Origin of the sequence: Hydrogenophaga sp. NFH-34, assembly GCF_021401345.1 — a bacterium.
Lineage (GTDB): Bacteria > Pseudomonadota > Gammaproteobacteria > Burkholderiales > Burkholderiaceae_C > Hydrogenophaga > Hydrogenophaga electricum.
The window spans coordinates 1-15395 of record NZ_JACBGE010000012.1; the positions used below are offsets into that span (position 1 = coordinate 1).

Sequence of the window (15395 nt, forward strand, 5' to 3'; positions counted from 1 at the left end):
GGCTCGATCGTGATCGTGCCTTCGAACGTGCCACCCTGACCGTCGTTCACCGTCACCGGGATCACGATCGGGCCGTTGTTGTCCACCGGCGGCGTCACCGTCAGCACGCCCGTGCTCGGGTTGTACTCGGCCTCCACCCCAGGCGGCAGGCTGCTCAGGTCCGGCGTGATCGTCAGCACGTCGCCCGGGTTCGGGTCGCTGAAGTAGTCATCCAGGTCCACCGTCACTTGCGTGCCGTCCACCGCCGGCACGATCAGGTTGGTCGGGTCCGTCGGGTCCACTTCCGGACTTTCCGGATCACCCGGGTTCGGGTCTTCCAGCACCGGCGGTGCATTGACCACCACCGTCACTTGGGCCGTCTCGGTCACGCCACCCGAGGTCACGGTGTAGGTGAACGAGGAGTCAGCGGTGGAGTTGGTGGTGGGCGTGAAGGTCAATCGCCCATCCAGCCCGAGCACCACAGAGCCGCCACTGACAGCCACCGCCGCACCGCCCGCGGTGATGGCACTGCCATTGATGGCCGTGATCTGGGGCGTTCCTTCAAAACTGTCGGTGGCCAACACGTCGATCGTGACGGGCGTGTTCACCTGGGTGATGGCACTGTCATTGGTGATATCAGCCACCGGCGACACCGTGATCGCCACGGTGTCAACGTCCTGGTAGGCGACGCGACCGTCGCTGGTGGTGATGGTCAGTTGGGCCGACCCGTTGTAGTCCGGGGTGTTGGTGTAGTAGGCGTTGGTCAGGGCCTCGTTGATCGCCGACGCCGAGCCCGTGAGGACCACACTGCCGGACCCGTTGCCTGAAACCGTCACCCCGCTGGTCGATCCCAGTGTGAAGGTGCCGTTCGTCACCTGCACCGTGGCGGTGAGCGTGCCTCCGTCTGGGTCTGCCACCGACAACGCGTTGCCATTGTCTGCATTGAAAACCAGCGGCGAATCTTCAGGGGTGTTCTGCGCACCAGGCACGGTATTCACCGGCGCCCTGCTGATCCCAAAGTCGGCATTCAGATTGCTCGCACCGACCTGGGTGATATCCACCGTGGCATTGGTTGCTCCCCCAGGCGTGGTGTAGACCGCACCGGTGCCCAACACATTGCCGGTATCGGTCACGCGAACAATGTAGTTGCCCGGCAGCACGCCGGTGAACTCATACTTCCCGGTGGCATCGGTGGTGGCCGTCCCCAGCAACCGGTCGTTGGCATCCACCACCCCGTCGTTGTTGACGTCGTCGTACAACGCCACCGTCACGCCGGCAATGCCGACCTCACCAGCGTCTTGCACGCCATTGCCATTGGCATCTGCAAAGACGAGATCCCCGATCGTGCCCGTGGGCGGAACCCAGCCCGCGGCATCGTTGATGGAGCCGATCGAACCGCTGGCCGTCGTGATGTTGACAGCGGTTCCCATCGTTCCGGTGGACGGGTCGTATGTCCGGATCACGCCCGAACCTCCGACCAGATACACCGTATCGTTCTGACCCGTGCTGGCCTGGGTGGGGTTGCCCGACAAGGTCGTCGAGCTCACCTGCGCACCGGTGGTGGCGTTGTAACGCACCACGCTGCCCGTCTGGATACTGAGGATGGTGTTGCTGGCAGGGTCGTAGCCCAGATCCCCCCAATCGTTGCTACCGATGCTGCCCACCAGCAGCGACGCACTGGTCACCGAGCGGCCATCGCTGGCCAAGTTGATGCGGTAGATGGCATCGTCGGCGGCGGTGGACGAACCGCCACCACCATTGTTGTTTTCGACCCCCAGGTAGAGCGAACCGTTGGCAAAAACCGCCCCGCCGCTCCCCACACCCCGATCCCCCACCACCACGCCAGAGCTGGTCAAGTCACTGGCGATCAGAATGTGGGTGTTGTTGATGAGATCGTAGGCAAACAGCGCCCGGTTGGCGTTGTTGCCCGTGTTGGAAACGTAATACAGCAGCCCGTTGGCCTGGTCCACCGCCAGCGAGTTCAGGCCATCCGATGTCGACAGCGTCACACCGCCGACCGAATTGGGCACCGTCGTCAGCAAGGTCGCCTTGCCCGTGGTCACGTCGATGCTGTAAATACTCATGCCCGAAGCCGCCAAAATGGCGCCGGCACCCGTGGTCACAGGCGTCAGCACGCCCGCCCATTGCTCAGCGGTGATCACGGTGGTTTCGATCTCACCCCCGACCCGCGTTTCCAGCACCCAGTCGCCACCCAGCGCCTCGGAACCGGTGTCATCGTTCGATGCCGCCACATCGGCCCCGGTGGCCTCCGCCAGCAGATTGACAAAGTTGAGCCCCGCTTCGGTGGACGACACATCGCAGCCATAGAGCAGGAGGTCTGCCCCCTCGGACAGGGAGGCGGCGATGATCGCCATCTCGTCCGCATGCTCGTCCTCGAGCGACTGGGCATCCAGCTTGGTGTTGCCCAGCTCCAGCGAGCCCGCCGTGCCATGGCTGATGATGTGGATGGCATCCACACCGGTGCGGCCATTGAGGATTTCGGCCATCTGTTCGACACCGTCGCGGTCGGCGTCCAGAACGTAGATTTCACCCGGGTGCCAGCTCAGTTCCGGCACGATGTCCTTGGCCACCGAATCGACAAAAATGATTTCCACCCGCTCTGCCGGGGCATCCACCGCGGCCAGATCGGTTTCGCTCAACGCATCGACATCGTCGCCAGCGTCGACATCCGCGTCCCCATCGGTAGCCGCGCCAGCCGCCGACGCCGGACTGGTCGTGTCCGTCGTCGTGTCGTCCCCGTCGGCCTCGGAAACCTCCGCCACGGCATCAGGGTCGACATCGGCATCGCCCCCCGTTTCCGTCCCAGCGTTCGCGGTGTCGGGGGCGTCGGTCTGCGTCGTCGAGGTGGGGGCCGCGGTGGGAGCTGGCACCGAGCTCTCCTCCGTGTCGGTGGCCGCCACCGGCGTGGCGGCTGGCTCCGGCGCCTCCGTCACATGGACCTCTTCCACCACCGGCACCGGGTCGGCGGCAGGTGCCGAAGCCTCCTGGGTATCGACCACGGTGGCCGCTACCGCGGCGTCAAAGACGATCCGCTGCTCCAGCGCGAGTTGCTGCCCCACCAACGCCCGGGCTGGTGCACGCCGGGCACGACGCCCGGAGGACACCTTGCGACCACTCGACGACGCCACTTCAGCGGCCGCCACATAGGTCCCCAGCGTTTCGTTCCAGATCGACTTGTATGACTTGTTCATGCGAATGGGTAAGTGGTATCCAACAGCGTCCGAAAATAGTTACTTGGAACTACAGGACCGATCTTGGAGCGTAACAAAAAATTTCCCGAACCTTAACTGGTAGCGGAAAAAACACGGCAGAACCGCGAATACTCCACATGCAGTGCCTCCAGATGGGCGACAAAGACCACACTCGGCGCGTCGGGCCTTTTCACAGCACCCACACCGCAGGCTGTAAACAAACACAGAGTCAGGAAAACCTGGGGAGCAGGAGGATCGCTTCCGCATTGGAAAACGAATAACAGCGATCGGCCGCCTCACGCCAGGGCAGCCAGATCTGGTCCCGGTGCTCGCGCGCGCTCAAGGTCACCGGAACCGCGCGAGGAATGCACAAGCCAAAGACCCGTTCGACATTGCGGGTCACCCCCGGGGCGTACCGGTACAGCCACTCGGGGTAAATGTCGTAGACGTTTTCCAGACACCAGTCGCTCAACCGATGCCCTGGCGCCCGACCGTCCAGCCCGGTTTCTTCGGCCACCTCCCGCATGGCCGTCTCTTCAAAAGGCTCTTCGACAGCGTCTTTGGAACCCGTCACCGATTGCCAGAAACCTGGCGACTCGGCACGCTCAATCAGCAACACTTCGAGCGCTGGCGTGTGGATCACCACCAGCACCGACTGTGGAATCTTGTGCGCACGTTGTGATGAATTGGTCGCCACAGCCCGTCCCAAAAAAGAAAGCGCCCCGAAGGGCGCCTTGCTGCTGAAGAAAAGAAGCGGCCGCCCCTCAGACCGGCGACGGGTTGCGCAGCCGGATGTGCAGCTCGCGCAACTGCTTCTCGTCCACCGTGCTGGGTGCCTGGGTCAGCAGGTCCTGGGCACGCTGGGTCTTGGGGAAAGCGATCACGTCGCGAATCGATTCGGCGCCCGTCATCAGGGTGATCAGGCGATCCAGGCCAAAGGCCAGGCCACCGTGCGGCGGCGCACCGTACTGCAGAGCATCCAGCAGGTAGCCGAACTTCGCGCGCGCATCTTCTTCGCCGATCTTGAGCGCGCTGAAGACCTTGCTCTGCACATCGGCGCGGTGGATCCGCACCGAACCGCCGCCCAGCTCCCAGCCGTTGAGCACCATGTCGTAGGCCTTGGCGATGCACTTGCCCGGATCGGTGTCCATCAGGTCCTCGTGGCCATCCTTGGGACTGGTGAAAGGATGGTGCACGGCCACCCAGCGGTCTTCTTCCTCGTCGTGCTCGAACATCGGGAAGTCCACCACCCACAGCGGCGCCCAGCGGCTTTCGAACAGACCGCTCTTCTTGCCGAATTCACTGTGGCCGATCTTCAGGCGCAGTGCGCCGATGGCATCGTTGACGACCTTGGTCTTGTCGGCACCGAAGAACAGCAGGTCACCGTCCTGGGCGCCGGTGCGCTGGAGGATCTCGGCGATGGCCGCGTCGTGGATGTTCTTGACGATGGGCGATTGCAACCCGTCGCGCCCCTTGACCACCTCGTTGACCTTGATCCAGGCCAGTCCCTTGGCGCCATAGATCTTGACGAACTCGGTGTACTGGTCGATCTCGCCACGCGAGATCTGGGCGCCACCGGGCACACGCAGCGCGACCACGCGGCCACCGGGCGTTGTCGCCGGGCCGGAGAAAACCTTGAAGTCCACATCCTTCATGACCTCGGTCAGCTCGGTGAATTCGAGCTTGACACGCAGGTCCGGCTTGTCGGAGCCAAAGCGGTAGGCGGCCTCCTGGAAGGTCATGATCGGGAACTCGCCCAGGTCCACCCCCAGTTGGGTCTTGAACACCTCGGTGATCATGCGCTGGAAGATCGCACGGATTTCTTCTTCGTTCAGGAACGAGGTCTCACAGTCGATCTGGGTGAACTCGGGCTGCCGGTCGGCACGCAGGTCTTCGTCGCGGAAGCACTTGGTGATCTGGTAGTAGCGGTCGTAGCCAGCCACCATCAGCATCTGCTTGTAGAGCTGGGGCGACTGGGGCAACGCAAAGAACTGGCCGTCGTGCACGCGGCTGGGCACCAAGTAATCGCGCGCGCCTTCGGGCGTGCTCTTGCCCAGCATGGGCGTCTCGATGTCGATGAAACCTTCCTTGTCCAGGAAATTGCGCACCTGAATGGCGGTCTTGTAGCGCAGCATCATGTTGCGCTGCATGGCCGGGCGGCGCAGGTCCATCACACGGTGCGTGAGGCGCGTGGTCTCCGACAGGTTGTCGTCGTCCATCTGGAACGGCGGCGTGACCGAGGCGTTCAGCACGATCAGCTCGTGGCACAGCACTTCGATCTTGCCGCTCTTGAGGCCGTCGTTGGTCGTGCCTTCAGGGCGGGCACGCACCAGGCCCTTGACCTGCACGCAGAACTCGTTGCGCACATCTTCGGCCACCTTGAACATCTCGGGGCGGTCCGGATCGCACACCACCTGCACATAACCTTCGCGGTCACGCAGGTCGATGAAGATCACCCCACCGTGGTCGCGACGGCGGTTGACCCAGCCGCACAGCGAAACGGTTTGGCCCATCAGGGCTTCGGTCACCAGACCGCAGTAGTGGGAGCGCATGGCCATGGAATTGCTTCTTTCAACAGAGGGCCGCACGGGGCGGCCGGATCGGCTCAGGTAAGGGGAACAGGCGAAGAGGCGCCAGGTTGCGGGGGTTTCTTGCCCCCTGGCACGATGACACCCATGGAGACGATGTAGGTCAGGGCCTCGTCCACCGACATCTGCAGCTCCACACAGGCGCTTTTGCGCACCATCACGAAGTAGCCCCCGGTGGGGTTGGGGGTGGTCGGCACGTACACGCTGATGAACTCGTCGCCGGCGCCACCGGGGCCATGCCCGGTTCGCAGATGTGCCTGGACTTCACCACCCGGTGCACCGGTCAGGAAAGCAATGGTCCACATGCCCTCCTGCGGCCACTGGATCAGCAAAGCCTGCCGGAAAGCATTGCCCTTTTCCGAAAACAGCGTGTCCGACACCTGCTTGACGCCGGAATAGATCGAGCGAACCACCGGAATCCGGTGCAGCAGTGCATGCCACCAGTTCACCAGCCTGGAACCGATGATGTTGGATGCCAGGGCACCGATGGACAGCAGCACCCCGAGGGCAAAGATCACGCCCAGACCGGGCAGGTGAAAACCAAGCAGTTGGTCAGGATGCCAGCTGGCCGGCAGGATGCGCAAGGTCTGGTCCAGAGTGGACACCACCCAGTCGAGCACCCAGAGGGTGATGATCAGGGGCACGAGCACCAGAAGCCCGGACAACAGCCACTTGCGCAAGGCAGCCATAAATGCCGTGGGTCTCAGTGGCAGGCGCAGGAGCCACCACAGGGCGTGGACGGCGCGGGGCTGGCCGGGGTCTCCGACGAGGACGGCGCGGCAGCGGCGGCACCCTCAGCGGCGGTGCCGGTCGAGGCGGCGGCCGCGCCGGATGCACTGGCTCCGCCACGGAAATCGGTGGCGTACCAGCCCGAGCCCTTGAGCTGGAAACCGGCCGCCGTCAGCTGCTTGCGAAAGGTCGCCGCCCCGCAAGCGGGGCAATCGGTCAGCGGTGCGTCGGAGATTTTCTGCAGAACGTCCTTGGCATGGCCGCAGGACTCGCACTTGTAGGCATAGATCGGCATGGCGTGAACGGTGGAAAACACCTCTCCGGCGCAGACAGCGGGCGCCCCGTGGTGCCGGACAGGGAAGTTGAACAAAACCGGGCATTATAGTTTGGGGCGCTTGCCCAGGCCGTCAAGGGCCCCCAGACTTTTATCCCGCACCGGTCACCAGAGACGGATGCGCAGCAGCACCTGGGTGACGATCAGCCCCAGCACGAAGCCGATACCGCCGTAGATGATGCCCTGCAACAGGCGGTTGGTGCGTTTCTGCTCCGCCAACAGGGCCTGCAGTTCCGCGCGGCTCACGCCGTCACCGGGCTGCCGCAGACGATCGTGCAGCAGCCGTGGCAAGGCCGGCAGCAGTTTGGCGTACTGCGGCGCTTCGGCCTTGAGCTGTTGCCACAGCTTGCGCGGCCCCATCTGGTCGACCATCCACTTTTCGAGAAAGGGTTTGGCGGTCGCCCAGAGATCCAGATCCGGGTCCAGTTCGCGCCCCAGCCCCTCGATGTTGAGCAGGGTTTTCTGCAGCAGCACCAGTTGCGGCTGGATCTCCACCTGGAAACGCCGCGATGTCTGGAACAGCCGCATCAGCACCATGCCCAGGGAGATCTCGCGAAGCGGACGGTCGAAGTACGGCTCGCACACCGCCCGGATCGCCGACTCGAGTTCGTCGACCCGGGTCTCGGGCGGCACCCAGCCGCTTTCAATGTGCAACTGGGCGACACGCTTGTAGTCGCGCCGGAAAAACGCCGTGAAGTTCTGCGCCAGGTATTCCTTGTCGAACTCGGTGAGCGTACCGACGATGCCGAAATCGAGCGAGATGTAGCGCCCGAAGGTGGCCGGATCCACACTGACCCGGATGTTGCCCGGGTGCATGTCGGCATGGAAAAAACCGTCGCGGAAAACCTGGGTGAAAAAGATGGTCACGCCGTCGCGCGCCAGCTTCGGGATGTCGACGCCTCGCGCCCGCAGATCGTCCACCCGGTTGATGGGCAGGCCGCGCATGCGCTCCATCACCATCACCTCGGTGTGGCAAAAGTCCCAGAACATCTCCGGGATCATCACCAGATCAAGCCCCGCCATGTTGCGGCGCAACTGGGCCGCATTGGCCGCTTCGCGCATGAGGTCGAGCTCGTCGTGCAGGTACTTGTCGAACTCGGCCACCACCTCGCGCGGTTTGAGGCGCCGGCCGTCTGCCGAGAGGCGCTCCACCCAGCCGGCCATCATGCGCATGAGCGAGAGGTCTTTTTCGATCACCGGCAGCATGTTCGGGCGCAGCACCTTCACCGCCACCTCCCGCCCGGCGTGGCGGCCGGCCTTCAGCGTGGCGAAGTGCACCTGCGCGATCGACGCGCTGGCCACGGGCGTGTGCTCGAAGTGATCAAACAGGGCCTCCAGCGGTTGGCCGAAGGCGCGCTCGATGGTCGCCACCGCCACCGCACTCGGAAACGGCGGCACGTTGTCCTGCAGATGCGCCAACTCGTCGGCGATATCGGGCGGCAACAGGTCGCGGCGGGTGGACAGCACCTGCCCGAACTTCACGAAGATCGGACCCAGGCGCTCCAGCGCTTCGCGCAGGCGCTGACCGCGCGGCGCATCCAGCTTGCGCCCGATCGTCACCAGGCGGGTCAGCCCCCGAACCAGTGGATGCGGGAAGCTCGACAGCAGCAGCTCGTCCAGCCCATGGCGCAGCGCCACCCACAGGATGAAAGCGCCACGAAACAGCCGCCTCATGCGGCAGGCCCGTCGGTGCCGGTTTCGCTGGGAGCGGCTGGCGAAGCGCCCCCGCTGCGGCCAGGCACACGCGCCACGAAAGCCTTCAGGCCTCGCGCCACCGTCGATGCAATGCCCACCAGCGTGTGTGCCGCCGCGTCGCCGACGAATTGCGAAAGGTCTTCCTCCACGTCCCAGCGCACGTTGTCCACCAGCCAGGCCACTTCCGCCGCCAGTTGCACGTCGCCCTGGATATCGACACCGGGCTTGTGGCCGCTGGCCAGCGACTGCGCCAGCTCGCGCGCCAAGCCCAGCGGCGAGGTCTGGGTGAGGGTCACGGTCAGTTCGGCAGCCGTTGCGGCCGGGAGGCGCTCGACCAGCCCAGCGGCGGTGGCGGCCAGCGTCAGGTGCACCGCACCCCACTGCAGCCGCACCGGCTTGCCTTTGTGGCGCCGCAGGCGATCCTGCGCCTGCGGCTCCTGCCCCAGCACATGATTGAGGAAAAGCACCACACGGTTCTGTACCTCATCCACCACCCATTCGGGGGGCTTCAGCACTCCCAGCAGGGATTGCAGCGCAGACAAAGGCGAAGCGCCGGCCGCAGCCGGCGAAGGGGAATGGGCGTCGTTCATGCCCTCGATTCTGACGGATAAGCCGGGCGCTTCAGCGCAGCGCCTGCACCCCGGCCACCAGCCACCCGCCTTCGGTGTGACGCGGCCGGGTGATGTCCCATATTTCCCGGAACGGGCTTGGGCCGGCTGAGAGGTCTTCGCGCATCAGGCCCGAGAACTCGACGCTGGCGAGCCACGCGTCCGCCATCTCCTCGATGCCCAGCAGGCGCGCTTCGAGCATCACCACCTCGGTGCGTGCGGACGGCGCGGTCGACCGGTCATCGGCCTCCGCAGGCTGGCGGGCCGCAATGGCCGTCTCCATGCGCTGGCGAATCTGCTCCAGCATGCCATCGGTCATCATGGCGCGCAGGCTGGCCAGATCGGCCTGGTCCCAGGCCGATTGCAGGTGCAGGAAGTTGGCTTTGGACGTGGACAGGAAATCGGCTTCATCGAAACCGTCGGGCGAGCGGCGTTCCAGCGCGGGAGCCACCACGGGCGCCGCCGCATCGACCGGGGCATACGCGGCGCTCTCCCACGGGCGCGCCGACGCGTCGTTGCCGACGTTTTTCGGGCTGTAGCCCCGGGGTGCCACCGGCGTCACCTGATCGGCCGGAATGGGTCCCGACGGCTGCGCTATCGGCGCAGCGGCCTTGAGACGCCGCCGAGCCCCCAGCACCACGGCCACCAACACAACCCCCACCAGTGCCAGCCACCACAGCCACGACGATTCGGCGCTCATCGAATACCCCCTTGCATGCCCTTCCTTGTCCTTTCCTGTCCCGCCGGCGCCCTCCCGGGCCGCGGTGTCAACACTTGATACCCAGATGCAACGCGACGATGCCGCCGCTGAGGTTGTGCACGTCCACATGGCCGAAGCCCACGTTCTTCATGATCTGGCGCAAGCCCTCCTGGTCCGGGTGCATGCGGATCGACTCCGCCAGGTAGCGGTAGCTCTCGGCATCCCCGGCAACCAGTTGGCCCAATTTCGGCAGCACGTTGAACGAGTACCAGTCATACGCCTTCTCCAAAGGCTTGGCGACCCGGGAAAACTCCAGCACCAGCAAGCGCCCCCCCGGCTTGAGCACGCGCCGCATCTCGGCGAGGGCCTGGTCCTTGTGGGTCATGTTGCGCAAACCAAACGCCACCGACACGATGTCGAAGGACTCGGACGCAAACGGCAGCTTTTCGGCATCACAGACCATCGTCGGCAACACCAGCCCGTTGTCCAGCAGGCGGTTGCGCCCCTCGCGCAGCATGGCCTCGTTGATGTCGGTGTGCACCACACGCCCGGAGGGTCCCACCCGGCGGGCGAACGCCATCGACAGGTCGCCGGTGCCGCCCGCAATGTCGAGCACCTGGTCACCCTCCCGAGGACGGGCCACGGTGATGGCATAACGCTTCCAGACCCGGTGCAAGCCGGCCGACATCAGGTCGTTCATGACGTCGTACTTGGACGCGACCGAATCGAACACGCCGCGCACACGCTGCGCTTTTTCCCGCTCGTCGACCGTTTCGAAACCGAAGTGGGTGGTGGCCATGGGGTGGTTCTCCGTGAATCCTTGACGGTCGGGTTCAGTGGTGGTGGCCGCAGGCGTGCCCGCCCGCCGTCGGCATGGGGGCATCCCGATCCAGCCCCGCATCGGCCAGACGCTGCAAGTAGTCGCGCCAGAGCGCGTCCTGCCGCGCACCCAGCGTGTACAGGTATTCCCAGGTGAAGAGGCCGGAATCGTGCCCATCGGAAAACGTCGGCCGCACCGCATAGTGCCCCACCGGCTCCAGCGCCACGATCTGCACGTCGCGCTTGCCGCTCTGCAGGGTTGCCTGACCCGGGCCATGCCCTTGCACTTCGGCCGACGGCGAACACACCCGCATCAGCTCGAAAGGGATGCGGAAGGTCTGGCCATCGGAAAACAGCACCTCCAGCACGCGAGAGGCGCCATGCACGGTGATGTCCTGGGGCGTCGGGGTGTTCGGTGTGAGTCCAGCCATGGCGATCCTCGGGTCAGACCAGGACGCGCTCGATGCCACCCTGGTTGGCACGCGCCACGTATTCAGGCAGCCAGCTTTCGCCCAGGATCTGGCGCGCCATTTCAACCACGATGTAGTCGGCCTCCAGCAAGCCGTTCTGCAAGTCGTCGGTGTAGCGGCTCAGGCCCTGCAGGCAGCTCGGGCAAGAGGTCAGCATCTTGACGTTGGCCTGCGGTGCCACGGTGCCCGCAGCGCGCAGGGCCGCTTCGCCCTTGCGCACCTCTTCTTCCTTGCGGAAGCGGATCTGCGTGGAGATATCCGGCCGGGTCACGCCCAGCGTGCCGCTTTCGCCGCAGCAGCGTTCACTCTTGATGACGCCATCGCCCACCAGGGCCTTGACGGTCTTCATCGGGTCCTGCAACTTCATCGGGCTGTGGCACGGGTCGTGGTACAGGTAACCGCCCTGCCCCGCCGGCAGCGTGATGCCCTTTTCCAGCAGGTACTCGTGGATGTCGATGATGCGGCAGCCCGGGAAGATCTTCTCGAACTCGTAACCCTGCAACTGGTCGTAGCAGGTGCCACAGCTCACCACCACCGTTTTGATGTCCAGGTAGTTCAGCGTGTTGGCCACGCGGTGGAACAGCACCCGGTTGTCGGTGATGATCTTTTCCGCCTTGTCGAACTGGCCGCTGCCGCGCTGCGGATAGCCACAGCACAGATATCCCGGCGGCAGCACGGTCTGCACGCCCGCATGCCAGAGCATGGCCTGGGTGGCCAGGCCGACCTGGCTGAACAGGCGCTCGGAGCCGCAGCCGGGGAAGTAGAACACCGCTTCCGTCTCGGCCGTGGTGGCTTGCGGATTGCGGATGATGGGAACGTAGTCCTTGTCCTCGATATCGAGCAACGCGCGCGCCGTCTTCTTGGGCAGACCACCAGGCATCTTCTTGTTGATGAAGTGGATGACCTGTTCCTTGACCGGCGCGGTGCCCACCGTGGCCGGCGGGGCCGACGTCTGCTTCTTCGCCGCCAGGCGCAGCACGTCGTTGGCCAGGCGCTGGGCCTTGAAACCCACGTCCACCATGGCCGAGCGCACCAGCTTGATGGTCTGCGGATTGGTCGCGTTGAGCATGAACATGGCCGCCGCATTGCCGGGCCGGAAGCTCTTCTGGCCCATCTTGCGCAGCAGGTTGCGCATGTTCATCGACACGTCGCCGAAGTCGATCTTCACCGGGCAGGGAGACAGGCACTTGTGGCAGACCGTGCAGTGATCGGCCACGTCCTCGAACTCTTCCCAGTGCTTGATGCTGATGCCACGGCGCGTCTGCTCTTCGTACAGAAAAGCTTCGATCAGCAGCGAAGTCGCCAGGATCTTGTTGCGCGGGCTGTAGAGCAGGTTGGCGCGTGGCACGTGCGTGGCGCAGACAGGTTTGCACTTGCCGCAGCGCAGGCAGTCCTTGACCGAATCGGCGATGGCGCCGATGTCGCTCTGCTGCATGATCAGCGACTCGTGCCCCATCAGGCCGAACGAGGGCGTGTAGGCATTGGCCAGGTCGGCCTGGCGCACGCTGGCATCGCCCGCCACCAGCGCCTGGTGCGCGGCACCGCGCAGCAGTTTGCCCTTGTTGAAGCGACCCTCGGGATCGACCTTCGCCTTGTAGGCGGCAAAGGGGTTGAGCTCGTCGTCGGTCAGGAATTCCAGCTTGGTGATGCCGATGCCGTGCTCGCCCGAGATCACGCCATCCAGGCCCCGCGCCAGCACCATGATGCGGGCCACCGCCTCGTGGGCGGTCTGCAGCATCTCGTAGTCGTCGCTGTTGACGGGGATGTTGGTGTGCACATTGCCGTCGCCCGCGTGCATGTGCAGCGCCACCCAGACGCGACCTTTGAGCACACGCTTGTGAATGGCATTGCATTCGGCCAGGATCGGGGCAAAGGCCGCGCCGGTGAAAATCTGCTGCAGCGGCACACGGATCTGCGTCTTCCAGCTCGCGCGCAACGAATGGTCCTGCAGTTGCGGGAACAGGCTGTCGACATCGCGCAGCCAGCCAGCCCACAGGGCGCGTACCTCACGCACCTTGGCCAGGGCCTGTTGCACGCGATCTTCCAGCAACTCGGCGTTGGGCAGGTCGTTGGCGTCGTCGGTCTTGCCCAGGGGCAGGTTGCCTTTGGCAAAAAAGGCTTCCAGCGCATCGCACAGCTTGAGCTTGTTGCGCAACGACAGTTCGATATTGATGCGCTCGATGCCCAGCGTGTATTCGCCCATGCGCGGCAGCGGGATCACCACGTCTTCGTTGATCTTGAAAGCGTTGGTGTGCTTGCTGATGGCTGCGGTGCGCTTGCGGTCGAGCCAGAATTTCTTGCGCGCCTCGGCGCTGATGGCAACGAAGCCCTCGCCGCTGCGGCCGTTGGCCATGCGGATCACTTCGCTGGTGGCGCGCGCCACGGCATCGGCATCGTCGCCGACGATGTCGCCGATCAGCACCATCTTGGGCAGCGTGCCCCGTTTGCTCTTGGTCGCGTAGCCCACGGCCTTGAGGTAGCGGTCGTCCAGGTGTTCCAGGCCGGCCAGCAGCGTCCCGCTGCGCTTTTGCTCGGCAAACATGAAGTCCTTGATCTCAACGATCGAGGGCACACCGTCCTTGGGATTGCCGAAGAACTCCAGGCACACGGTGCGGGTGTGGTCGGGCATGCGATGCACCACCCAGCGGCCGCTGGTGATCAGGCCGTCACAGCCTTCTTTCTGGATACCCGGCAAACCGCTGAGGAACTTGTCGGTCACGTCCTTGCCCAGGCCTTCCTTGCGGAAGGTCGAGCCGGGAATCGCCAGCGTTTCGGTGCGCAGCGGCGTTTTGCCGTCGGCGGCAAAGTACCGGAGTTCGAAGGTCGCCACCTCGGCATCGTGGATCTTGCCGAGGTTGTGGTCCAGGCGTGTGACTTCTAACCATTCGGCCTGCGGCGTGACCATGCGCCAGCTCACCAGGTTGTCCAGCGCCGTGCCCCAAAGCACGGCCTTCTTGCCACCAGCGTTCATGGCGATGTTGCCGCCCACGCACGAGGCTTCGGCCGACGTGGGATCGACCGCGAACACAAAGCCCGCCCGTTCGGCCGCATCGGCCACGCGCTGCGTGACCACGCCGGCTTCGGTCCACACCGTGGCCACCGGTTGCGCGTGGCCGGGAATGGCCACGTGCTCGACCTCGGTCATGGCTTCGAGCTTCTCGGTGTTGATGACCACACTCTTCCAGGTCAGCGGGATCGCGCCGCCGGTGTAGCCGGTGCCGCCCCCGCGCGGGATGATGGTCAGACCCAGTTCGACGCAGCCCTTCACCAGGTGCGCCATCTCGGCCTCGGTGTCGGGCGTGAGCACCACGAACGGGTATTCCACGCGCCAGTCGGTCGCGTCGGTCACGTGCGACACGCGCGAGAGACCGTCGAATTTGATGTTGTCCTTGGCGGTCAGCTTGCGCAGCACGCGGTTCGTGCGCTGGCGCAGCGTGGCCATCTCTTCGAACGAGTGGGCAAAGGTGTCCACGGCCGCGTGGGCCAGCGTGAGCAACTCACCCACCAGCGCGTCACGCGCCGGATCGTCCTGGGGTGTGCGGCGGCGCTGCACCTCACCGAGCCGGTGGTGCAGCGCTTCGACCAGCGCGGCACGCCGCTTGGGGTTGTCGAGCAGGTCGTCCTGCAGATAGGGGTTGCGCTGGACCACCCAGATGTCGCCAAGCACCTCGTAGAGCATGCGGGCCGATCGCCCGGTGCGCCGCTCGCCGCGCAAGTCGTCCAGCAGCCCCCAGGCCCGGGAGCCCAGCAGACGCAGCACAATTTCGCGATCCGAGAAAGAGGTGTAGTTGTACGGAATCTCACGCAGACGGGGCGAATCGTCGAGCGTGGTTTCCAGCAGCGGAAGCGGAGTCGGGGCGTTCATGGGGCGAGGGCCAGCAACAAAAGCTGAACCTGCGATGGTACCGCAGGCCCCAATCACACACCCCTGCGGCGGATACTGGCGCCGCAGGCGTCAGGCGCGACGTGCCCACCAGGCCAGACTGCCCTGGAAGAGCACCAGCGCGGCATACGTGACCATCACACCATCGCGCCCAAAAACCACCAGGCCGGACAGCAACACCGCCGTGCCCAGCCCCCACTGCGCCAGCAGTTCGCGCCGCGCCCCCCAGCGGCCACGGCGCGCCCCGGGCTTCAGGCGTGGCGCTCCCCAGAGCAGCAGACCCACCACCAGGGCAGGCGCCACGAAGTTCGCAAGATGAAGGATCAAGGCGATAAAGTTCACCGCAGCGGAAAGGTCAAAAGCCGGCAGAGAAAAAGC

At 64.9% G+C, this 15395-nt stretch carries 11 protein-coding genes and 1 pseudogene; all 12 read right to left on the reverse strand.

All coding sequences use genetic code 11. The features are described 5' to 3' along the window. On the reverse strand, window positions 1–3191 hold a 3191-nt coding region (locus tag L0977_RS12760), incomplete at its 3' end, for a DUF4347 domain-containing protein (RefSeq protein ID WP_234265238.1). 229 nt (window positions 3192–3420) lie between these two features. Next, window positions 3421–3888, reverse strand: coding sequence for a dihydroneopterin triphosphate diphosphatase (gene nudB / locus L0977_RS12765; RefSeq protein ID WP_234265239.1), 468 nt, complete (start codon window positions 3886–3888; stop codon window positions 3421–3423). Between the two features lie 67 nt (window positions 3889–3955). Continuing rightward, a complete protein-coding gene (gene aspS, locus L0977_RS12770) occupies window positions 3956–5749 on the reverse strand; it encodes an aspartate--tRNA ligase (RefSeq protein WP_234265240.1) in 1794 nt (597 codons plus the stop codon). Window positions 5750–5796: 47 nt separating this feature from the next. Beyond that, window positions 5797–6468, reverse strand: coding sequence for a DUF502 domain-containing protein (locus L0977_RS12775; protein WP_234265241.1), 672 nt, complete (start codon window positions 6466–6468; stop codon window positions 5797–5799). 14 nt (window positions 6469–6482) lie between these two features. Next, window positions 6483–6803, reverse strand: a complete 321-nt coding sequence (locus tag L0977_RS12780; protein ID WP_234265390.1) for an FmdB family zinc ribbon protein — start codon at window positions 6801–6803, stop codon at window positions 6483–6485. 144 nt (window positions 6804–6947) lie between these two features. After that, window positions 6948–8516, reverse strand: coding sequence for a ubiquinone biosynthesis regulatory protein kinase UbiB (ubiB, locus tag L0977_RS12785; protein WP_234265242.1), 1569 nt, complete (start codon window positions 8514–8516; stop codon window positions 6948–6950). Beyond that, window positions 8513–9127: a ubiquinone biosynthesis accessory factor UbiJ gene (locus L0977_RS12790; RefSeq protein ID WP_234265243.1), complete on the reverse strand. Its 615-nt coding sequence runs from the start codon at window positions 9125–9127 to the stop codon at window positions 8513–8515. The genes ubiB and L0977_RS12790 overlap by 4 nt, the downstream gene beginning before the upstream one ends. 31 nt (window positions 9128–9158) lie before the next feature. Beyond that, window positions 9159–9569, reverse strand: a pseudogene (locus tag L0977_RS25695) (Tim44 domain-containing protein); the annotation flags it as partial. A gap of 343 nt (window positions 9570–9912) precedes the next feature. Next, on the reverse strand, window positions 9913–10644 hold the full coding sequence (ubiE, locus tag L0977_RS12800; protein WP_234265245.1) for a bifunctional demethylmenaquinone methyltransferase/2-methoxy-6-polyprenyl-1,4-benzoquinol methylase UbiE: 732 nt from the start codon (window positions 10642–10644) through the stop codon (window positions 9913–9915). Between the two features lie 34 nt (window positions 10645–10678). After that, complete coding sequence (locus tag L0977_RS12805) at window positions 10679–11095, reverse strand: gamma-butyrobetaine hydroxylase-like domain-containing protein (protein WP_234265246.1); 417 nt, start codon at window positions 11093–11095, stop codon at window positions 10679–10681. 13 nt (window positions 11096–11108) lie between these two features. Next, window positions 11109–14999: a DUF3683 domain-containing protein gene (locus L0977_RS12810; protein WP_234265247.1), complete on the reverse strand. Its 3891-nt coding sequence runs from the start codon at window positions 14997–14999 to the stop codon at window positions 11109–11111. A gap of 90 nt (window positions 15000–15089) precedes the next feature. Further along, the gene (locus L0977_RS12815; protein ID WP_234265248.1) at window positions 15090–15344 is read right to left on the reverse strand and encodes a hypothetical protein; all 255 of its coding nucleotides are present in this window, start codon (window positions 15342–15344) and stop codon (window positions 15090–15092) included. Window positions 15345–15395 lie beyond the last annotated feature (51 nt).